This is a genomic window from Streptomyces sp. NPDC002935 (assembly GCF_040611295.1).
In the GTDB taxonomy this organism is placed as follows: Bacteria; Actinomycetota; Actinomycetes; order Streptomycetales; family Streptomycetaceae; genus Streptomyces.
The window spans coordinates 1-20910 of the sequence record NZ_JBEXNW010000001.1 but is presented as its reverse complement, the minus strand read 5'-3'; the positions used below and the strand labels follow the sequence as shown (position 1 = coordinate 20910).

Here is a 20910-nt window from a genome sequence, read left to right as displayed (position 1 = left end):
GTGCCACCCTGGAGTCATGCCCGAAGGAGACACCGTCTGGCAGGCCGCGAGGCGGCTGCACGTCGCCCTCGCGGGCAACGTACTGACCCGATCCGACCTGCGCGTGCCCCAGTACGCCACGGCCGACCTCACCGGTCGCGCCGTCCTGGACGTCACCCCGCGCGGCAAGCACCTCCTGACCCGAATCGAGGGCGGTCTGACCCTGCACTCGCATCTGCGGATGGACGGTTCGTGGAAGGTGTACGAGCCCGGCCGGCGCTGGAGCGGGGGCCCCGCACACCAGATCCGGGCCATCCTCGGCACCCCGGACCGCACCGCGGTCGGCTACCGCCTGCCCGTACTGGAACTGCTCCGCACCACTGACGAGGCCCGCGCGGTCGGTCACCTCGGCCCCGACCTCCTGGGTCCGGACTGGGACCCGGGCAAGGCCCTGGAGAACCTCCTTCGCGCACCGGACCGCGCCCTCGGCGAGGCCCTCCTCGACCAGCGGAATCTCGCCGGTATCGGCAACGTCTACAAAAGCGAGCTGTGCTTCCTGCTCGGCGCCACCCCCTGGCTCCCCGTCGGCGCCCTGCCCACCGACCGCGCCGCCCAACTCCCGGTCCTCGCCAAGAAGCTGCTGGAGTTCAACCGCGACCGTCCGGCCCGCGTCACCACGGGGCGCCGTGACCAGCACCTCTTCGTCTACGGCCGCGCCCCTCGCCCGTGTCTTCGCTGCGGAACGCCGATCCGTTCGGCGAACCAGGGCGACGGTGCCCGCGAGCGCCCCACGTACTGGTGCCCCCGGTGCCAGACCGGCCCCACGCCGCCGTCAGGCGGCCGGCGCACCGCCCCGGGGAACCGCCCCACCAGGTACGAGTCGCCGACGCCCGACCGGCGGCGCCACTAAAAGAACGCGCCCGGGCCACACGCCGGGCCGAGATCGGGCGCACGCCGGACCCTGTGCGAAGCCGCACGCCGGACCACGCATCAACTCCGCCCAACTAATTGACGACCCGTCAGAAATCCTCGTACCGTCCCTTCATGGCCCTCCCCGCGTACGACCTCACCGGACGCACCGCATTCGTCACCGGCGCGGCGGGCGGCATCGGCCGCGCGTCCGCGCTCCTGCTCGCAGAGGCGGGCGCCACCCTTCACTGCGCGGACGTCGACGAGCAGGGCCTGCACGAGACGGCGACGCTGATCAAGGACCAGGGCGGCACCGCCCTCAGCCACCCGCTCGACGTCACCGACCGCGCCCAGCTCGAACAGGCCGTCGCGTCGTGCGGCCGCATCGACGTCATGGCGGCGATCGCCGGGATCATGCACAGCAGCCCCGTCCTGGAGACCCTGGACGAGGACCTCGACCGGGTGCTGAACGTCAACTTCAAGGGCGTGCTGTACGCGTGCCAGGAGGCCGCGCGCTCCATGATCGCGAACAACGTCCGCGGCAGCGTCATCACCATGGCCTCGGGCGCGATCGACACCGGCGGTCCGGGCCTGCTCTGCTACAGCGCGGCCAAGGCGGCCGTCGTACAGCTGACGAGGACGCTGGCGACCGAGGTCGGCCCGCACGGTATTCGCGTCAACGCCGTGGCACCCGGCTGGATCCGCACCCCCATGACCGATCGTCACGGCGAGAAGCAGGCACACACGGAGGCGTTCATGGCGCGCCTGTCACCGCTGGGCCGCGTCGGCGAACCCGAGGACATCGCCCACACCGTGCTGCACCTGGCCTCGGACGCGTCGGCGTTCACCACGGGCCAGATACTCCGCCCCAACGGCGGCGTCGCCATGCCCTGGTAGCCCGCCACTCGAAGCCCGGCCTCACCCACGAAGACCCCGCGAACGGCGCCAGGCTTCTCGCCAGTGGTCCCACCACCGGTCCGACCCCACGGCGCCGGCGGCCCGGGACTTCGGCACGCAGTGGACCGGCAGCAGGCTGAGCCCCCACCCACCCGCCGCGACCGCTCCTTCGAGCACCCCGGCGTCGGATACCAGCGCGAGCCGGAGCACGCTGAACCACCACAGCGCGCCGAGCACCAGCGCAGCCCCCCGGCGCGCTATTCGGCCTGCCATGGCACCCTCCTCCGGCCCAGGACCAGGCCGCCGATCTCACGCGTGAGCAGTGCACACCGACGGCACACGGCAACAGCCGGGGCGGAGCGACTCGGAGGCCGTCACCCGTTCTCCGCCTGGAAGCGGGGCCCCACCACGTTCCAGCGGACCTGCTTCGCCACGAGGGAGAGGTCCACCAGGGCACCCTGCAGCGCCTCGGCGGCGGTCTTCAGGTCCGCGTCGGACAAGGAGCTCTTCACGACGTACATCCACATCCTCCGATTCACGACGACTCCGGCGACCTGCCTCGCCGCACCTCCACCATGGAGGTCGCGCCGGGTACCGGCAAATGCATCCATAAGTGACCACCAGGAACCGCCAGGGACTGACGTGGACCCCGCGCAACGCGAAAGCCCCGGCCGGACTCCTCCAGATCTCCCTGGAGAAGCCCCGGCCGGGGCTTTCGCATACGCGTGCTCAGCTCAGGAACGCGAGCTGGTGAGCGTCAGGCGGCGACGACGTCGACCGCCTCCGCAGGCGCCTTGATCGTGACCCGTTCCGGTGGCACTCCGGTCACCGATACGGAATTGAGCATCGGGCGACGCACCGGTGCGGGCACCGGTTCGGTTGCCCGAGCCGACTGTGCCAGCTCGGCGAGGGCGAGCTCGTCGCTCACTTCCCGCATGAGCTCGGACATCCGTACGTCCAGCGCGTCGCAGATCGCGGAGAGCAGCTCGGAGGATGCCTCCTTCTGCCCCCGCTCCACCTCGGAGAGATAGCCGAGTGAGACTCGGGCGGACGAGGAGACTTCGCGCAGAGTACGGCCCTGGCGCTGGCGCTGCCGACGCAGCACGTCACCCAGCAGGCGACGGAGCAGAATCATCGGTGGCTCCCTCCTCGGACCGCGTAGCCGCATCCTTCACGCCCCACCGTACCGCCTTGCGCCGCGGCCGTGCGGGGAGCGATGTCGTGTTCACTCAGGGCTGCAAACATCAAAACCCCCCGTTCTGTTCCGTATCCTGTGCCCGCTCATTCCCGGTCTGTTCGCCCGCGAGCTCCTGCAGGAGCAGCGCGAGTACGCTGCGTACACTCTCCATACGGATTTCCGCCCGGTCGCCGTTCAACCGCAGCGGCGCCACTTTCCCGCCACGGGCGGTGCCGGAAGCCGCCCCGGGGGGCCCGTCGACAGCCACGTAGACCGTACCGACCGGCTGTCCGTCCTGAGGGTCGGGACCGGCGACGCCGGTGGTCGCTATCCCCCAGTCCGCGCCGAGCGCCTTGCGCACCCCGGTCGCCATCTCCGCCGCGACCTGCGGATCCACCGCGCCGCGCTCGGCCAGAAGAGTGGCGTCCACGCCCAGCAGTTCGTGCTTCAGTTCGGTGGCGTACGCGGTCACCGAGCCCCGGAACGCCTTCGAGGCACCCGGCACCGCGGTGATCTCCGCCGCCACCAGGCCACCGGAGAGCGACTCGGCGACGGCGAGCGTCTCGCCCCTCACCGTGAGTAGTCGCACCACTTCGGCGGCCGTGGAACTCACCTCTCGGTCTCCGCGGCAGCGGCCCGCCGCTCGGCGATTCCGCGGCGGCGCAGCACAATGGCCTGTCTCACGTAGTCGAGGCCGGTGACCACGGTCAGGACGACCGCCACAGCCATCACCCAGAACCTCAGGGAGGCCAGCGCCCCCGTCAGCGGCAGGATGTACATGCCGACCGCCGTGCCCTGGGCCAGCGTCTTCAGCTTGCCGCCGCGGCTCGCCGGGATGACCCCATAGCGGATCACGACGAAGCGCAGCAGGGTGACCCCGAGCTCCCGCCCGAGGATCACGAAGGTGACCCACCAGGGCAGATCACCGAGGGCGGACAGGCAGACCAGCGCCGCGCCCATGATCGCCTTGTCGGCGATGGGGTCGGCGATCTTCCCGAAGTCGGTGACGAGGTTGTACGCGCGCGCCAGATGACCGTCGAAGATGTCGGTGATCATGGCGACGGCGAAGGCAGCCCAGGCCCACGCGCGCATGGCGGGGTCGTAGCCGCCGTCGGCCAGCATCAGCGCCACGAAGCCCGGCACGAGGACGAGCCGGATCATGGTCAGGATATTGGCGATGTTCCAGAGGCTGGCCTGGTTGACGGCCGCAGCGCCCAGCTTCCCGCCCCGCACCGGCTTCGCGTCCCCCGGAGCACCGGATGCGCCGGGAGCGCCCGTCGCACCTTTGGCGCCGGGGGAGCCGCCTGCCGCGGATGCCGGGACTCCGGTCATCTGGCCGCCTCCTCAGTACACGCGAGCGAGCCAAGGAGCAGCGGCTCGGCCACCAGGTCGACACCTTCCGTACCGACCACCTTGGCCTCGACGATACGGCCGACGGTCAGACCCTCGCCGCTCGTGAACAGCACCTGGCCGTCCGTCTCCGGTGCCTGGTGCGCGGCGCGGCCGTACGCGCCCTCCTCGTCGTCGAGGGACTCCACCAGCACGTGCACGGTCTCGCCCACGCGTTCCTCGGCGCGCTGCGCGACCAGTTCCTCGGCGAGCCGGGACACGCGTGCGAGCCGCTCGGCCACGACGTCCTCGTCCAGCTTGTTCTCGTACGTCGCCGCTTCGGTGCCGTCCTCGTCGGAGTATCCGAAGACACCGATCGCGTCGAGGCGGGCTCCCGTGAGGAAACGCTCCAGCTCCGCGAGGTCGGCCTCGCTCTCGCCGGGGAAGCCCACGATGAAGTTGGAGCGCACGCCGGCCTGGGGGGCCTTGGAACGGATGGTGTCGAGCAGTTCCAGGAACCGGTCGGTGTCGCCGAAGCGGCGCATCGAGCGCAACACGTCGGGCGCGGAGTGCTGGAAGGACAGGTCGAAGTAGGGCGCGATGTTCGGCGTCGACGTCAGGACGTCGATGAGGCCGGGGCGCATCTCGGCGGGCTGCAGGTAGCTGACCCGTACGCGCTCGATGCCATCGATCTCGGCCAGCTCGGGCAGCATCGTCTCCAGGAGACGGATGTCACCCAGGTCCTTGCCGTACGAGGTGTTGTTCTCGGAGACCAGCATCACTTCCTTGACGCCCTGCTCGGCGAGCCAGCGGGTCTCGTTCAGGACGTCGCTGGGACGGCGCGAGATGAACGAGCCGCGGAAGGACGGGATGGCGCAGAAGGAGCAGCGGCGGTCGCAGCCGGAGGCCAGCTTCACCGAGGCGACGGGGGATCCGTCCAGGCGGCGGCGCAGGGGCGCGCGGGGGCCGGAGACCGGGGCCACGCCCTCGGGGAGGTCCGCGGGGGTGCCGTGGCCGGGAAGGGCCACTTCCTCGCCAGCGCTCTGCCGCTCGGCCGGGCTGATCGGCAGCAGCTTGCGCCGGTCGCGCGGGGTGTGGGAGGCGTGGACGCCGCCGTTCAGGATGGTCTGGAGGCGGTCGGAGATGTCGGCGTAGTCGTCGAAGCCGAGCACGCCGTCGGCCTCGGGAAGCGCTTCGGCGAGTTCCTTGCCGTACCGCTCGGCCATGCAGCCCACCGCCACGACGGCCTGGGTTCTGCCGTGGCCCTTGAGATCATTGGCTTCGAGGAGGGCGTCGACGGAGTCCTTCTTGGCGGCTTCGACGAAGCCACAGGTGTTGACGACGGCGACGTCCGCTTCCTCGGCGTCCTCCACGAGTTGCCAGCCGTCCGCCTCCAAGCGGCCTGCGAGCTCCTCCGAGTCCACCTCGTTACGGGCGCAGCCAAGGGTGACGAGTGCGACGGTACGGCGTTCAGGCATGGGCTCAAGACTACTTTGTCTTACCGACAGCCCACGTCGACGGGGTTGGCCGATCTTGGCCAACCCCGTACCGGCTTACCCCGTCGGACCCCTATCCGACCTGCGGGTCGCCCTTCGTGTACGTCAGACGCTCCACCGCGCCCGGCTGGAAGTCGTCCTCGATCTTCTTGCCGTTGACGTACAGCTGGACCGCTCCGGCGTCCCCGAGAATCAGGTTGATCTTGGAGCTGTCCTGGAAGGTCTTGGACTCGCCCTGCTTCAGCAGTCCGTCGAAGAGCACCCGGCCGTTGTGGTCCTTGGCGGAGATCCAGCTGCGTCCGTCGGGGGCGGAGACCTGGACGGTCACCTTGTCCTGCGGGGCGGCCGCGATGGCGCTGTCGGACGGCTCCGGCTTCGGGTCGGCGGGCTTGGTGGCGGCCGAGCTGGGCGAGGCGGACTTCTTGGTGGTCGGCGTGGACCCCTCGGCGACCTGGGTCTTGGAGTCGTCGCCGTTGTCACCGCCCTTGACCACGGTGAACCCGACGAAGCCGATCACCGCGACGATCGCGGCGACCATGGCGGCCGTCCAGTTCGGCCCGCGCCGCTCGGGACGGATGCGTTCCGCCTCGAAGAGCGGGGCGGCGGGCGTCGGCGCGGGACGTCCACCGTGCTCGGCGTCGTACTGCGCGAGCAGCGGGGCCGGATCGAGACGGACGGCGCGGGCGAGGGTGCGGATGTGCCCGCGCGCGTAGACGTCGCCACCACAGGACGCGAAGTCGTCCTGCTCGATGGCGTGGATGATGGTGATTCGGACGCGGGTGGCGTTACTGACGTCGTCGACGGTCAGACCGGCCTCGATGCGTGCCTTCTGAAGGGCACGGCCGATCGAGAGCCGCTCGGCCGTACGGTCGTCTTCGAACGGACGCTCGTCTTCGGGTGAGTTGCCATCAGGAGAGTTGACGATGGACACGGGGGCGCCTTTCGAGCGTGTAGCCACCTGTGCTGGAGGTTCAGTCTAGGGGGGGTACGAAAGGGTGGGGCAACCGGGCGGCGGGACTTTGTACGCCATCAGAATGGCCGGTCATCCTGATGATGGGACATGGTGGCGTCCCTTCGCTCAACTTGACGTGCGACGAAGGGAAACGGTTGCCCGCTCACTCCTTACGGGTGAGTCACGTTCCCATCTCAGCCCGGGTCGGAACATGACGTTCCGCCATCCACCCGACGAGCCGCCCACTCCCTGAGCGACCCGCCCCGCACCCACCGAGCCGTGATGCGCCGTCCCGCCTTCCCTCGCCGAGGGTTCTACGCTTCTGCTTCCCCGCGCATCACGGCCAACACCCCATCGAGCTCGTCGGCCTTCACCAGCACGTCACGAGCCTTGGAACCCTCACTGGGCCCGACGATCCCGCGCGACTCCATGAGGTCCATGAGACGGCCCGCCTTGGCGAAGCCGACGCGCAGCTTGCGCTGGAGCATCGAGGTGGACCCGAACTGCGTGGAGACGACCAGCTCGGCGGCCGCGCACAGCAGGTCGAGGTCGTCGCCGATGTCCTCGTCGATCTCCTTCTTCTGCTTGGTGCCCACGGTGACGTCGTCCCGGAAGACGGGCGCCATCTGATCCTTGCAGTGCTGCACGATGACCGCGACCTCGTCCTCGGTGACGAAGGCGCCCTGCATACGGGTGGGTTTGTTGGCCCCCATCGGCAGGAAGAGTCCGTCGCCCTTGCCGATCAGCTTCTCGGCGCCGGGCTGGTCGAGGATGACGCGCGAGTCCGCGAGGGACGAGGTGGCGAAGGCGAGCCGGGAGGGCACGTTCGCCTTGATCAGACCGGTGACGACGTCTACGGACGGCCGCTGGGTGGCGAGGACCAGGTGGATGCCGGCCGCGCGCGCGAGCTGGGTGATGCGCACGATCGAGTCCTCGACGTCGCGCGGCGCGACCATCATCAGGTCGGCGAGCTCGTCGACGATCACCAGGAGGTACGGGTACGGGCTCAGCTCCCGCTCGCTGCCCTCGGGCAGCTTCACCTTGCCGTTCCTGATGGCCTCGTTGAAGTCGTCGATGTGCCGGAACCCGAACGCCGCGAGGTCGTCGTAGCGCAGATCCATCTCCCGTACGACCCACTGCAGCGCCTCGGCGGCCCGCTTTGGGTTGGTGATGATCGGCGTGATCAGGTGCGGGATGCCCTCGTACGCGGTCAGCTCGACGCGCTTGGGGTCGACGAGGACCATCCGCACGTCCTCGGGGGTCGCCCGGACCATGACCGAGGTGATCAGGCAGTTGATGCACGACGACTTGCCGGAACCGGTGGCTCCGGCGACGAGGACGTGCGGCATCTTGGCGAGGTTGGCCATCACATAGCCGCCCTCGACGTCCTTGCCGAGCGCGACCAGCATCGGATGGTCGTCCTCCGCCGCGTCCGCGAGCCGCAGCACGTCACCGAGGTTCACCATCTCGCGGTCGGTGTTGGGGATCTCGATGCCGACCGCAGACTTGCCGGGGATCGGGCTGATGATCCGCACGTCGGGGCTGGCGACCGCGTAGGCGATGTTCTTGGTGAGCGCCGTGATCCGCTCGACCTTCACGGCGGGGCCGAGCTCGACCTCGTAGCGTGTGACCGTCGGCCCGCGCGTGAAGCCGGTGACGGCGGCGTCGACCTTGAACTCCCTGAAGACGTTCTGGAGGGAGGCGACCACCGCGTCGTTCGCGGCACTGCGTGTCTTGCCGGGGCCGCCGCGCTCCAGGAGGTCGAGCGAGGGCAGCGAGTAGGTGATGTCCCCGGAGAGCTGGAGCTGCTCCGCGCGCGGGGGCAGCTCGCGCGGGGCGTCGGGCGCGGCCTTGGTGAGGTCGGGCACGACGGACTCGACCGGGAGGGCCTCCTGCTTGGGCCGCTTGGCGCCCGGCACGGCCTTGGCGCGGGCCGCCGGCACCGGCGTCGTCTCCTCGTACCCGTCACGCTCCACCCTGACGCCCTGCGTCAGATCGGCGACCAGCGGCGAGGGCGGCATCCCGTGCAGCACGGCACCGTCCAGCGCCGCGGCGGCGGCCGCGGCGACGTCCACGGCGTCCATCGGCCGGTTCATGTCGGGCTGCTGCACGCCGGGCCGCCGGGGGCGGCTCCGGCGCCTGGTGAGCGCCTCCTGCTCCGCACCGTCGGGGTCGTACGCCTCGGGGGCGCGCGATCGCCTGCGGGCGCCCGCCGGAAGCCCGTCGCGCCACTGCTCGTCGTAGCGCTCCTCGTCCTCGCGGAACGCGTCCTCGTCGAAGTCGGCCTGGACGATGCCGAGCTTCTGGCCGAGCAGCCGCAGCCGCTGCGGGATCGCGTTGACCGGGGTCGCCGTGACGACCAGCAGCCCGAAGATCGTGAGCAGCACGAGGAGGGGTACGGCGAGGACGTCGCCCATCGTGTACGTCAGCGGAGTGGACGCGCCCCAGCCGATGAGCCCGCCGGCGTCCCTTATGGCCTGCATGCCGTCGCTGCGCGCGGGCGCCCCGCAGGCGATGTGCACCTGCCCGAGCACGCCGATCACGAGCGCGGACAGGCCGATCACGATACGGCCGTTCGCGTCGGGCTGCTCGGGGTGCCGGATGAGCCGGGCCGCGATCGTGCCGAGGAGTATCGGGACAAGGAGGTCGAGGCGGCCGAAGGCACCGGTGACCAGCATCTCGACTAGGTCGCCGACGGGGCCGCGCAGATTGGACCAGGTACCCGCCGCGACGATCAGGCCGAGGCCGAGCAGCAGGAGCGCGAGGCCGTCCTTGCGGTGCGCCGGATCGAGCCCCTTCGCGCCCCGCCCTATGCCACGGAAAGTGGCTCCGACGGCATGCGCGATGCCCAGCCAGAGGGCGCGTACGAGCCTGTACACGCCCGAGGTCGGGTTGGGCGCCGGCGCGGGAGCGGGCTTCTTCGCCGCGGCCCGCTTGGCGGGCGCCTTCTTGGCGGCTGCCTTTTTTGCTGGGGCCTTCTTCGCCGGAGCCTTCGTCGGAGCGGCCGCCTTCTTCGCGGGCGGCTTCTTGGCTGCGGACTGACGTGGGGCCATGTGTGTGAGGTTACCGGTGGAGACGACAGCGACACGTGTGCCTCCCCCAAGTTCTCGACTTCGCTCGAACAGGGGGGACCCCAGCTTCACCCGATCGTGTCACCCTTGCCGGGGACCGGAACTGACGCGTCCTCACACCGTCCGAGCGGCCCGGACGCGGCCGTGTAGGCCTCAGTTCTGCGACGGCACCGAGGGTGCCCCGCTCCCCGTGCCCGGCTCCAGTGCGTCCAGCGCCCTGCGCAGTCCGGTGAGTTTGCGTTCGAGATGGGCCGCGGTCGCCACCGCCGCCGCGTCCGCCGAGTCGTCGTCGAGCTGCTTGGACAGCGCCTCGGCCTGTTCCTCGACGGCCGCGAGCCGCGCCGAGAGTTCGGCGAGGAGTCCGGCGGGCTCCTTGGCCTCGCCGAGCGCCGCCTTGCCGCCGCCTTCCAGCTGGAGCCGCAACAGGGCCGCCTGCTCCCGGAGTTGGCAGTTCTTCATGTAGAGCTCGACGAACACGGAGACCTTCGCCCGCAGCACCCACGGGTCGAAGGGCTTGGAGATGTAGTCCACCGCGCCGGCCGCGTACCCCCGGAAGGTGTGGTGCGGACCGTGATTGATGGCGGTGAGGAAGATGATCGGGATGTCCCGGGTCCGTTCCCGCCGCTTGATGTGCGCGGCGGTTTCGAAACCGTCCATGCCCGGCATCTGAACGTCCAGCAGAATGACCGCGAAGTCGTCCGTAAGCAGCGCTTTGAGCGCTTCCTCCCCGGACGATGCCCGCACCAGTGTCTGATCGAGCGCGGAGAGGATCGCCTCCAGCGCCAGCAGATTCTCCGGCCGGTCATCGACCAGGAGGATCTTGGCCTTCTGCACCATGGCCCGCCCTCCTCGCCCCGGCATGGGGCCTCCCCTGTCCACAGGACTTGGGGAAGCACCGGACGCCGCCCCAGGGGACGACTCCCTTGCGCCGCCCGTCCTTGTGCCGGTCATGCTAGCCGCACCCCGCCTGTCGCCACACCCTGTCACCGCGATGTCACTGTGCACGTAGCAGAAACGCGGCGGGAGACCAGAAGGTTCCCCGTATCCCGCGCTTCTACACGGCTTCGGGCACAGTCAGTTATCCGAGGCGGAGCCGCCGGTACGGACGTGCCACACAGCGTCCCGGCCTCCGACACAACGTGACGGCCCGCGTCGCCCCACGCGAGTGTGTCACTCCTCACGCATCCACTGCGCCATCACGGACAGCAGGTGATCGGGATCGACCGGCTTGGTCACGTAGTCGGAGGCACCCGACTCGATCGCCTTCTCCCGGTCGCCCTTCATCGCCTTGGCCGTGAGCGCGATGATCGGCAGCCCCGCGAACTGCGGCATCCGCCGGATCGCCGTAGTCGTGGCATAGCCGTCCATCTCGGGCATCATGATGTCCATCAGAACGACCGTCACATCGTCGTGCTGCTCCAGGACCTCGATGCCCTCGCGGCCGTTCTCCGCGTACAGCACCGAGAGGCCGTGCTGCTCCAGGACGCTGGTCAGCGCGAAGACATTGCGGATGTCGTCGTCGACGATCAGCACCTTCTCGCCCTCGAACCGGATGCCCCGGTTCTGCTGCGGTCCCGCGTCCTGCTGACCCGCGGCCACCCACTGCTCCTGAGCCGCGCCCACGGAGCCGTCCGGCTGTCCGGGGACGGCGGTGCGCTGCTCGGCCGTGGGCAGCGCCCTGCGGCGCCTCCTGAACAGTGCGGCGGGCCCGTTCTGGGTCTCCTGGTACGACTTAACCTCGGCCGGCATCCCGATGTCCTGCAACTCCGCCTCGGAGGCAAGCAACTCCCCCGCCTCCAGGGCCGGAGCGAGCTGCCCGTAACCCTGCGGCGGCAGTTCGCTCGGGTGCAGCGGCAAATACAGCGTGAAGGTGGAGCCGCGCCCCGGTTCGCTCTGCGCGTGGATCTCGCCGCCCAGCAGCCGCGCGATCTCCCGTGAGATGGAGAGCCCCAGGCCCGTACCGCCGTACTTGCGGCTCGTCGTGCCGTCCGCCTGCTTGAAGGCCTCGAAGATCACCCGCATCTTGCTGGCGGCGATCCCGATGCCCGTGTCGGTCACGGAGAACGCGATCAGATCGGCGTCCGCGTCACGCAGCGACCCCGACTCCAGAAGCTGCTCCCGGATCGCCACCGGTACGTCCGCCCCGGCGGGCCGGATCACCAGCTCGACCGCTCCGGAGTCGGTGAACTTCACCGCGTTGGAGAGCAGGTTGCGCAGCACCTGGAGAAGGCGCTGTTCGTCGGTGTGCAGCGTGGCGGGCAGTTCCGGCGAGACCCGTACGGAGAAGTCGAGCCCCTTCTCCGCGGTCAGCGGGCGGAACGTGGCCTCCACGTAGTCGACGAGCTGGACGAGCGCGATGCGGGTCGGCGACACGTCCATCTTGCCCGCCTCGACCTTGGACAGGTCGAGGATGTCGTTGATCAGCTGGAGCAGGTCGGAGCCCGCGCCATGGATCGTCTCGGCGAACTCGACCTGCTTCGGGGTGAGATTCGTGTCCGCGTTGTCGGCGAGCAGCTTGGCCAGGATCAGCAGGGAGTTGAGCGGCGTACGCAGTTCGTGCGACATGTTCGCCAGGAACTCGCTCTTGTAGCGCATGGAGACCGCGAGCTGTTCGGCGCGCTCCTCCAGGACCTGCCGGGCTTCCTCGATCTCGGTGTTCTTCACCTCGATGTCGCGGTTCTGCTGGGCGAGCAGCTCGGCCTTCTCCTCCAGTTCGGCGTTCGAGTCCTGGAGCGCCTTCTGCCGGTTCTCCAACTCCGCCGAACGCTCCCGCAGTTGCTCGGTGAGCTCCTGCGACTGCCGGAGCAGCACCTCCGTCTTGGTGTTGACGGAGATGGTGTTGACGCTCGTCGCGATCATCTCGGCGATCTGGTTCAGGAAGTCCTTCTGGATCTGCGTGAACGGCGTGAAGGACGCCAGCTCGATGACACCGAGCACGGTCCCCTCGAAGAGCACCGGAAGCACGATGACCTGCGCCGGAGGCGCCTCGCCGAGCCCGGAGGAGATCTTCAGGTAACCGCTCGGCGCGTTCTCCACCAGGATCGTGCGCTTCTCCTGGGCGGCCGTCCCGATCAGCGCCTCACCGGGCCGGAACGACGTCGGCATGGAACCCATCGAGTAGCCGTACGACCCGAGCATGCGCAGCTCGTACGCCTCCTCGTCCTCGGTGCCCGCGTCCTTGCCGTCGACCAGCGGCATGGAGAGGAAGAACGCACCGTGCTGGGCCGAGACCACCGGGGTCAGCTCGCTCATGATCAGCGAAGCGACGTCGTCCAGATCGCGGCGGCCCTGCATCAGGGCGGAGATGCGGGCGAGGTTGCCCTTCAGCCAGTCCTGTTCCTTGTTGGCGATGGTGGTGTCGCGCAGGTTCGCGATCATCTTGTTGATGTAGTCCTGAAGTTCCTGGATCTCGCCGGAGGCGTCCACGTCGATCTTCAGGTTCAGGTCGCCGCGGGTCACCGCGGTCGCCACGCGCGCGATGGCGCGCACCTGCCGGGTCAGGTTCCCGGCCATCTCGTTCACCGACTCGGTGAGGTCGCGCCAGGTGCCGTCGACGTCACGCACGCGCGCCTGGCCGCCCAACTGCCCCTCCGTGCCCACCTCACGGGCGACTCGGGTGACCTCCTCCGCGAAGGACGACAGCTGGTCGACCATCGTGTTGATGGTGGTCTTGAGCTCCAGGATCTCGCCGCGCGCGTCGATGTCGATCTTCTTGGTCAGGTCGCCCTTGGCGATGGCCGTGGTGACCATCGCGATGTTGCGCACCTGGCCGGTCAGGTTGGACGCCATCCCGTTCACCGACTCGGTGAGGTCCTTCCACGTACCCGACACGCCCGGAACGCGCGCCTGCCCGCCGAGGATGCCGTCCGTGCCCACCTCGCGGGCCACCCGGGTCACCTGGTCGGCGAACGAACTCAGCGTCTTCACCATCGTGTTGACGGTGTCGGCGAGCTGGGCGACCTCGCCGCTCGCCTCGACCGTGACCTTCTTGGTGAGGTCGCCGTTGGCCACCGCCGTCGCGACCTGCGAGATGTTCCGCACCTGATTGGTCAGGTTGTTGGCCATCACGTTGACGTTGTCGCTCAGGTCCTTCCAGATGCCCGTGACACCCGGCACCCGCGCCTGCCCGCCCAGGTTGCCCTCGGTACCCACCTCGCGGGCCACCCGGGTCACCTGCTCGGCGAAGTTGGACAGCTGGTCCACCATCGTGTTGACGGTGGTGACCAGTTCGAGGATCTCGCCCTTGGCGTCGACGGTGATCTTCTTCGACAGGTCGCCCTTGGCGACCGCGGTCGTGACCTCGGCGATGTTGCGCACCTGAATGGTCAGGTTGTTGGCCATGAAGTTCACGGACTGGGTGAGGTCCTTCCAGGTGCCGGAGACACCCTGCACCTCGGCCTGCCCGCCCAGCATGCCCTCCGTGCCCACCTCGCGGGCCACCCGGGTCACCTGCTCGGCGAAGTTCGAGAGCTGGTCCACCATCGTGTTGAGGGTGTTCTTCAGCTCCAGGATCTCGCCGCGCGCGTCCACGTCGATCTTCTGGGACAGGTCACCGCGGGCCACCGCCGTCGCGACCTGCGCGATGTTGCGCACCTGCGCGGTGAGGTTGCCGGCCATGCCGTTCACCGAGTCGGTCAGGTCGCGCCACACACCGGCGACGCCGGGCACCTGCGCCTGACCGCCGAGGCGACCCTCCGTACCCACATCGCGGGCCACCCGCGTCACCTGGTCGGCAAACGCGGAGAGCTGGTCGACCATCGTGTTGATGGTGTTCTTCAGCTCCAGGATCTCGCCGCGGGCGTCCACGTCGATCTTCTGCGACAGGTCACCGCGGGCCACCGCCGTGGTGACCTGGGCGATCTGGCGCACCTGTGAAGTCAGGTTCCCCGCCATGAAGTTGACGGAGTCGGTGAGCTCCTTCCAGGTACCGGACACGCCGTCCACGCGGGCCTGACCGCCGAGGCGGCCCTCCGTACCCACGTCACGGGCCATCCGCGTCACCTGGTCGGCGAAGCTCGACAGCTGGTCGACCATCGTGTTGACGGTGTTCTTCAGCTGGAGCATCTCGCCGGAGACATCCACGGTGACCTTCTGCGAAAGATCGCCGTTGGCGACCGCCGTGGTCACCTGGGCGATGTTGCGCACCTGGCCCGTCAGGTTCTGGAACGCCGTGTTGACGGAATCCGTGAGGTCCTTCCAGGTACCGGCCACTCCCGGGACCTGGGCCTGGCCGCCCAGTTCACCCTCGACGCCGACCTCGCGCGCCACCCGCGTGACCTCGACACCGAACGACGACAGCTGGTCGACCATCGTGTTGACGGTGTTCTTCAGCTCCAGCATCTCGCCGGCCACGTCGACGGTGACCTTCTGGGAGAGGTCGCCGTTGGCCACAGCCGTCGTCACGGCGGCGATGTCACGCACCTGGGTCGTGAGGTTCCGGAAGACCGTGTTGACCGAGTCCGTGAGGTCCTTCCACGTCCCCGCCGCCCCCGGCACGTTCGCCTGACCGCCGAGCCTGCCCTCGCCACCGACCTCGTTGGCGACGCGAGTCACCTCGTCGGCGAACGTCCGCAGCGTCTCGGTCATCTGGTTGATCGTTTCGGCGAGCTGCGCGACCTCGCCGCGCGCGGAGACGGTCACCTTCTGCGACAGGTCACCGCTCGCGACCGCCGTGGTCACCTGCGCGATCCCGCGCACCTGGGCCGTGAGGTTGCCGGCCATGAGGTTCACCGAATCGGTGAGGTCCTTCCACACGCCGGCAACACCGGGCACCTGCGCCTGGCCGCCCAGCTCACCCTCGGTACCCACCTCACGCGCGACTCGCGTCACCTCGGAGGAGAAGGAGGACAGCTGGTCGACCATCGTGTTGACGGTGTTCTTCAGCTCCAGCATCTCGCCGGCCACGTGAACCGTGACCTTCCGGGACAGATCACCCTTGGCGACGGCCGTCGTCACGAGAGCGATGTCACGCACTTGAGCGGTCAGCCGGTACGCCATCGTGTTGACCGAGTCCGTGAGGTCCTTCCACGAACCGGACATTCCGCGCACCCGGGCCTGTCCGCCCAGCTTGCCCTCGGTTCCCACCTCGCTGGCCACCCGTGTGACCTCGTCGGTGAACGTCGACAGCTGGTCGACCAGGTTGTTGACGGTCCGCCCGACCTTCAGGAACTCACCGCGCAGCGGATGCCCGTTGCCGTCGGCGGCCTGCGCGCGCAGGTCCATACGCGGCGACAGATCGCCCTCCGCGACCGCGGACAGTACGCGGCCGACCTCGGAGACGGGTCGTACGAGATCGTCGACCAGCGCGTTCGAGGCATCGATCGCGGCGGCCCAGGCGCCCTCACCGGCGCCCGTTTCCAGCCGCTCCGTGAGCTTTCCCTCACGGCCCACCACCCGCCGTACCCGCGACAGCTCACCGGTCAGGTGCAGATTGCGGTCGGCCACCTCGTTGAAGACGGCCGAGATCTCGGACATCACGCCGTCACCGGAAACGGTGAGCCGCTTGCGGAAGTTGCCGTCCCGCATCGACACCAGGGCCGCCAGCAGCCGGTTCAGGGCCGCCGTGTCCACCTCGGTGGTGCCGTTGCGCGGTGTGCGCCCGCTGTTCAGGGACTGTCCGCCTTTCGCGCGCGTCCTACCGCCCCGCGTCGCTGCGCCAGACTCCACTGTGTCCCTCCCGCAAGGGTCGACCAATACTGCTCGGCGTACTCGGGTACTTCTGCTCGGTGTTCAGGGGAGGCACTCGACCTGCCCGGACCTTCTCCTGGAGCCTGCCCAGTGTTTCACCCCGGCTGAACCAGGCCATAACAGTTCGGCAGCTTCGCACATCGTCCGCACACCATCGGGACGGAAGCCCGGCCCTGGCCGGACGCAACCACACGCACCTGTCCGAACGGAAACTCCGGACTCTTCAACACGGAAACACTGGTGACCGGCATCCGCAGGGACCGCGAAGGTAAGTAACCTTGCAAGCGGCTGTCCAGCCGCGCCGGTCCCGTCCGGCCTGGGCGGTGGCACGAGTACGAGCGGGCAGGCATCGGAGGGGCACCGCACCATGACCACCGGACTGCATCCTGGGGAAGCGCCTCAGGATCCCCGGCCGACGGGGAACCAGGCTCTGCCCACGCAGGAACGGGTCGGCCACGGAACCCCGCATGCCGACAACCGGACAAGGAGTTCTGTGATCACCGCGCGCGCGGCCGCCAGTTTCGAGCCTCTGGGACGGTCCGTCGCGACGGCCCGCTCGTTCGTCCGGGACACTCTCCAGGGCTGGGGCTTCGCCGACATCGTCGACGACGCCGTCGTTCTGACCAGCGAACTGGTCACCAATGCCGTCGTGCACGCGGGCACCTCCGCCGACGTTCTGTGTCTGCGCAGCGACGACGGCGTGCGCATCGAGGTGGCGGACCACTACCCGGAACGCGAGATCCCACTCCAGGCGACGGCCGTCAACATGGGCAGCCCCGACCGCGAGGGCGGCCGCGGTCTCCAGTTGTGCGCGGCCCTCGCCGGCCGCTGGGGTGTCGAGTACACGCCCACCAACAAGCGCGTCTGGTTCCAGCTCGCCCTCCCCGAACGCGCGGTCGGCACCCGCACCGCCGGCCCCTCCCTCCCCGCCCACCTCCTCCCCCTCGCCGACGGCCGCGTGCGCGTGGCGGTCGTCCAGATCGACCGCTCGGGCTCCATCAACGCCTGGAACGAGGACGCCGAGGAGCTCTTCGGCTACGCGGCCGAGCAGGTCACCGGCAAGCCGCTCACCGACTTCGCGGCCTGGCCGCACACCCCCGGCACCAGTACCGGCATCGTCGAGGCCCTCCAACTCTCGCGCTGGGAAGGCAGTTACGGCGTCCGCTGCGCCGACGGCCGCGTCACGCCGGTGTACGCCTCACACCTGCGGGTCCGCGACACGAGCGGCGAGCCCTCCACGGTCTGCCTCCTGGTACGCGACCACGAACGCGCCGTCCTGCAGACCCCGTTGCGCGGGCCCGCCTCCGACTCGGGCACCCACGAGGGCCAGACCACGGACCCGTTCGAGGTCTTCATCGGATCGCCGGCCCCGGACGACCTCGACGGCCTTCTCCAGCGCACGGTGGAACGGGCCCGTGACATGCTCGACGGCGACTCCGCCTTCCTGCTCCTCGCGACCGACGACGAAACGGAGTTGGAGGTACGCGCCTCCACCGGCCTGCCCTCCGCGCGCCAGCGTTTCGCCCGCGTCCCCGTCGAGGCGGGCCCCGGACGCTACGGCTCGGCCCGGATGCCCGCCGTCCACGAGGACCTGACGGTCGTCCCCGGTGCCGTACCCCTCCTCGGCGGTACCGGCATGCGCTCGGTCGTCACGGTCCCGCTGAAGGTCGAGGGCCGCCTCACCGGCTCCCTCGGCGTCGCGGCCGAATCACCCGGCCGCTACTCCAACGAAGAGGCCCTGCGCCTCCAGTTCGCCGCCGACCGCATCGCCCTGGCGGTGGAATCGGCCCGCCTCGGCGAGCTTGAACGCCTGCGCCGCGGCTCGCTGTCCTTCCTCGTCGAGGCCTCCGACCTCCTCGCAGGCACCCTGGACCGCGACCAGACGCTCGCCCTCATGGCCCAGATGACGGTCCCGACCCTCGCCACCTGGTGCGCCGTCTACACGATCGCCGACCAGGCCTCCGATCCGTACCTCTCGTACGTCCTGCACGAGGACGAGGAACGCATCGACGGCCTCAAGGCGTTGCTCTCGAAGATCGCCCCACCCGACCCGGTACCCACCCCGGGCGCCCGCGTCTGGTCGGCACCGGCCGCGGCGGCCCACGATGCGGCCCTACGGACGTCCATGCGCAGCCTGGGCCTCGGCGAGCAGGCCTCGATGAGCTCCGGCATCGGTACGACACTGGCGACGGCCGCGGCCGTCGGCGGCGAGACCGTCGTCCTCCCCCTGGTGGCCCGCAACCGCGTCATCGGCATGCTGACGCTCGGCAAGCCGTCGGACGAGCACTTCCGCCAGGAGATCCTGGAGTTGGCCGAGGATCTCTCCCGTCGAGCGGCCCTCGCCCTGGACAACGCCCGCCTGTACTCGGAGCGCACGGCCATCAGCCAGTCCCTCCAGCGCAGCCTCCTGCCCCCGGAGCTCCCCCAGATCGAGGGCGTCGAGGTCGAGGTCATCTATCGGGCGGCCGGCGAGGGCAACGAAGTCGGCGGCGACTTCTACGACCTCTTCCCGATCCGCGACGGCGCGTACGGCTTCGCCATCGGAGACGTCTGCGGTACGGGCCCGGAGGCGGCGGCGGTCACCGGCCTGGCCCGGCACGCACTGCGCCTGCTCGCGCGCGAGGGCTACGGCGGCCCCGCGGTCCTGGAGCGGCTGAACTCCGCGATCCTCGACGAGGGCGCCCGCAGCCGCTTCCTGACCCTCCTCTACGGCGAGTTGTGGCCCCAGGAGGACGGCAGCGCCGTCCTGAAGGTCGTCTGCGCAGGCCACCCGTTGCCGCTGCGTCTGCGCCAGGACGGCACGGTCGAGCCGGCCGCCGAACCGCAGCCGCTCCTCGGTGTCATGGAGGACCTGGAGCTGTACGAGCAGACGGTCACGCTGGATCCGGGCGATGTCCTGCTCTGTGTCACGGACGGCGTCACGGAGCGCCGTGAGGGCACCCGCATGCTCGGCGACGACGGCCTCACGGACGTCCTCACCACGTGCACGGGGCTGACGGCCGGCGCCGTCGCCGCGCGCATCATGCGCGCGGTCGAACGCTTCGCCTCCGACGCCCCGTCGGACGACATGGCGATTCTGGCGATGCGCGTACCGGGCCTCCAGACGGACTGAGGTCCCGCCGGCCCCCGTGCCGGCCCCGGACATGCGAAAGGCCCCCGCCCACAAGGGCGGAGGCCGTTTCTGCTGGAGCCCCCCAACGGAATCGAACCGTTGACCTTCTCCTTACCATGGAGACGCTCTGCCGACTGAGCTAGGGGGGCATGTCGCCTTCGAGGTTTCCCTCGCGGCAACGGAATAGATCATACCCCGAACTGAACCGTGCTCCCAACCAGTCCCGCTGCCTACCGATCCGGTCGGGTTCAGAAGGCCGGCTGCAGCAATCCGCCGAGCGCGTTGCACGCGGAGACGATCCGCTGCATCTCCCGCTTCGTCAACGCCCCGTCCACAGGCAGCGAAAGAGTCTCGTCCGCGGCCCGCTCGGTCTCGGGCAGCTGGACGTCCCGGCGGAACCCGGGCATGCGGTGCACCGGCGTCTTCACCGGCACCCTGCATTCAACTCCCCTGGCCCGCACGGCGCGTGCGAAGGCGTCCCGGTCCGGCCGCCCGTTGCCGGGCACCCGCACGACGTACTGCTGGTAGGTGTGCCCGTCACCACTGTTCGGTGTCCGTACGCCGCTGAGCCGTCCGTCGAGGTAGGCGGCCCGCTCCCTGCGCTGCGCGATCTCGTCGTACGGCGCCTCGGACTCGCCCTGCTCCAGCACCAGCAGCCCGTGCCGCTGGCCGAGTTCGCGCAGCCGCACCATGTCGGCGGTCCGCCCGAAGCGGTGCACGACGACGACCGCCGCCGTCTGGGGCGTCACAACGGCCTCGATCGCCCGGGGGGCCAGGCAGTACGTCGCCGGGTCTATGTCGGCGAAGACGACCGTGGCGCCGGCCTGGGTCACGGCGTCGGCGACCTCCACGTTTCCGAAGGCGGGAACGATGACCTCGTCACCGGTTCCGATGCCTGCGGCCCTGAGCATTGCTGCAGTACTCATGGTGTGGATGTTTGTCGCGCAACGTGAACTCCAAGTGTCGCAAAACAAAAAAGAGCTGGTCCCCGAACCGAAGTTCGGGGACCAGCTCTCTACATTTAGTTCGGCGGCGTCCTACTCTCCCACAGGGTCCCCCCTGCAGTACCATCGGCGCTGTGAGGCTTAGCTTCCGGGTTCGGAATGTAACCGGGCGTTTCCCTCACGCTATGACCACCGAAACACTATGAAACTGTCAACCGGAGCCGTGGCATGGCTACGACGGTTGTTCGTGGTTTCAGAACCAACACAGTGGACGCGAGCAACTGAGGACAAGCCCTCGGCCTATTAGTACCAGTCACCTCCAGCGGTTACCCGCCTTCCAGATCTGGCCTATCAACC

At 69.4% G+C, this 20910-nt stretch carries 13 protein-coding genes, 1 tRNA gene, 1 rRNA gene and 1 pseudogene; 3 read left to right on the top strand and 13 right to left on the bottom strand.

Features of this window, described 5'->3' with window-relative positions; all coding sequences use genetic code 11:
- Positions 1-16: 16 nt before the first annotated feature.
- Positions 17-889, top strand: a complete 873-nt coding sequence (locus tag ABZX90_RS00080; RefSeq protein ID WP_355200461.1) for a DNA-formamidopyrimidine glycosylase family protein — start codon at positions 17-19, stop codon at positions 887-889.
- Positions 890-1023: 134 nt separating this feature from the next.
- Positions 1024-1785 (top strand): SDR family NAD(P)-dependent oxidoreductase, encoded by a 762-nt coding sequence (locus tag ABZX90_RS00075; RefSeq protein WP_355200459.1) that lies wholly within the window; start codon positions 1024-1026, stop codon positions 1783-1785.
- Between the two features lie 21 nt (positions 1786-1806).
- On the opposite strand, the gene ABZX90_RS00070 is transcribed toward ABZX90_RS00075, so the two are convergent.
- The 10 genes and pseudogenes from ABZX90_RS00070 to ABZX90_RS00025 form a co-directional block, all read right to left on the bottom strand.
- Entirely contained in the window at positions 1807-2058 is a 252-nt protein-coding gene (locus ABZX90_RS00070) for a hypothetical protein (protein ID WP_355200457.1), read from the bottom strand.
- Positions 2059-2177: 119 nt separating this feature from the next.
- Positions 2178-2306, bottom strand: a pseudogene (locus tag ABZX90_RS00065) (DNA starvation/stationary phase protection protein); the annotation flags it as partial.
- A gap of 236 nt (positions 2307-2542) precedes the next feature.
- Entirely contained in the window at positions 2543-2920 is a 378-nt protein-coding gene (locus tag ABZX90_RS00060) for a helix-turn-helix transcriptional regulator (RefSeq protein ID WP_351121682.1), read from the bottom strand.
- Between the two features lie 109 nt (positions 2921-3029).
- Positions 3030-3575, bottom strand: a complete 546-nt coding sequence (locus ABZX90_RS00055) for a CinA family protein (RefSeq protein ID WP_355200455.1) — start codon at positions 3573-3575, stop codon at positions 3030-3032.
- On the bottom strand, positions 3572-4294 hold the full coding sequence (gene pgsA / locus ABZX90_RS00050; RefSeq protein WP_351121688.1) for a CDP-diacylglycerol--glycerol-3-phosphate 3-phosphatidyltransferase: 723 nt from the start codon (positions 4292-4294) through the stop codon (positions 3572-3574). Before pgsA ends, ABZX90_RS00055 begins: the two co-directional genes overlap by 4 nt.
- The gene (gene rimO, locus ABZX90_RS00045) at positions 4291-5769 is read right to left on the bottom strand and encodes a 30S ribosomal protein S12 methylthiotransferase RimO (protein ID WP_351121691.1); all 1479 of its coding nucleotides are present in this window, start codon (positions 5767-5769) and stop codon (positions 4291-4293) included. The genes pgsA and rimO overlap by 4 nt, the downstream gene beginning before the upstream one ends.
- A gap of 91 nt (positions 5770-5860) precedes the next feature.
- On the bottom strand, positions 5861-6718 hold the full coding sequence (locus tag ABZX90_RS00040) for a RodZ domain-containing protein (RefSeq protein WP_355200452.1): 858 nt from the start codon (positions 6716-6718) through the stop codon (positions 5861-5863).
- A 335-nt stretch (positions 6719-7053) separates the two neighbouring features.
- Positions 7054-9792, bottom strand: a complete 2739-nt coding sequence (locus ABZX90_RS00035; protein ID WP_355200450.1) for a DNA translocase FtsK — start codon at positions 9790-9792, stop codon at positions 7054-7056.
- A 171-nt stretch (positions 9793-9963) separates the two neighbouring features.
- Positions 9964-10647 (bottom strand): response regulator, encoded by a 684-nt coding sequence (locus tag ABZX90_RS00030; protein ID WP_028802361.1) that lies wholly within the window; start codon positions 10645-10647, stop codon positions 9964-9966.
- Between the two features lie 333 nt (positions 10648-10980).
- Positions 10981-16476: a HAMP domain-containing protein gene (locus ABZX90_RS00025; protein ID WP_351121700.1), complete on the bottom strand. Its 5496-nt coding sequence runs from the start codon at positions 16474-16476 to the stop codon at positions 10981-10983.
- A gap of 388 nt (positions 16477-16864) precedes the next feature.
- Between ABZX90_RS00025 and ABZX90_RS00020 the strand changes: the two genes are divergently transcribed.
- Entirely contained in the window at positions 16865-19609 is a 2745-nt protein-coding gene (locus tag ABZX90_RS00020; RefSeq protein ID WP_351121702.1) for a SpoIIE family protein phosphatase, read from the top strand.
- A 73-nt stretch (positions 19610-19682) separates the two neighbouring features.
- Here ABZX90_RS00020 and ABZX90_RS00015 read toward each other — a convergent pair.
- The 3 genes from ABZX90_RS00015 to rrf form a co-directional block, all read right to left on the bottom strand.
- A tRNA-Thr gene (locus ABZX90_RS00015) sits at positions 19683-19758 on the bottom strand.
- Between the two features lie 99 nt (positions 19759-19857).
- On the bottom strand, positions 19858-20520 hold the full coding sequence (locus ABZX90_RS00010; RefSeq protein ID WP_351121744.1) for a DegT/DnrJ/EryC1/StrS family aminotransferase: 663 nt from the start codon (positions 20518-20520) through the stop codon (positions 19858-19860).
- A 113-nt stretch (positions 20521-20633) separates the two neighbouring features.
- A 5S ribosomal RNA gene (gene rrf, locus ABZX90_RS00005) occupies positions 20634-20750 on the bottom strand.
- Positions 20751-20910: the final 160 nt, after the last annotated feature.

What these genes read in the sequence shown, in the direction of transcription:
- ABZX90_RS00010 (WP_351121744.1), bottom strand. Translation starts at nt 20,520, where the DNA reads ATGCTCAGGGCCGCAGGCATCGGAACCGGTGACGAGGTCATCGTTCCC.
- ABZX90_RS00060 (WP_351121682.1), bottom strand. Translation starts at nt 2,920, where the DNA reads ATGATTCTGCTCCGTCGCCTGCTGGGTGACGTGCTGCGTCGGCAGCGC.
- rimO (WP_351121691.1), bottom strand. Translation starts at nt 5,769, where the DNA reads ATGCCTGAACGCCGTACCGTCGCACTCGTCACCCTTGGCTGCGCCCGT.
- ABZX90_RS00030 (WP_028802361.1), bottom strand. Translation starts at nt 10,647, where the DNA reads ATGGTGCAGAAGGCCAAGATCCTCCTGGTCGATGACCGGCCGGAGAAT.
- ABZX90_RS00035 (WP_355200450.1), bottom strand. Translation starts at nt 9,792, where the DNA reads ATGGCCCCACGTCAGTCCGCAGCCAAGAAGCCGCCCGCGAAGAAGGCG.
- ABZX90_RS00070 (WP_355200457.1), bottom strand. Translation starts at nt 2,058, where the DNA reads ATGGCAGGCCGAATAGCGCGCCGGGGGGCTGCGCTGGTGCTCGGCGCG.
- ABZX90_RS00080 (WP_355200461.1), top strand. Translation starts at nt 17, where the DNA reads ATGCCCGAAGGAGACACCGTCTGGCAGGCCGCGAGGCGGCTGCACGTC.
- ABZX90_RS00020 (WP_351121702.1), top strand. Translation starts at nt 16,865, where the DNA reads ATGACCACCGGACTGCATCCTGGGGAAGCGCCTCAGGATCCCCGGCCG.
- pgsA (WP_351121688.1), bottom strand. Translation starts at nt 4,294, where the DNA reads ATGACCGGAGTCCCGGCATCCGCGGCAGGCGGCTCCCCCGGCGCCAAA.
- ABZX90_RS00075 (WP_355200459.1), top strand. Translation starts at nt 1,024, where the DNA reads ATGGCCCTCCCCGCGTACGACCTCACCGGACGCACCGCATTCGTCACC.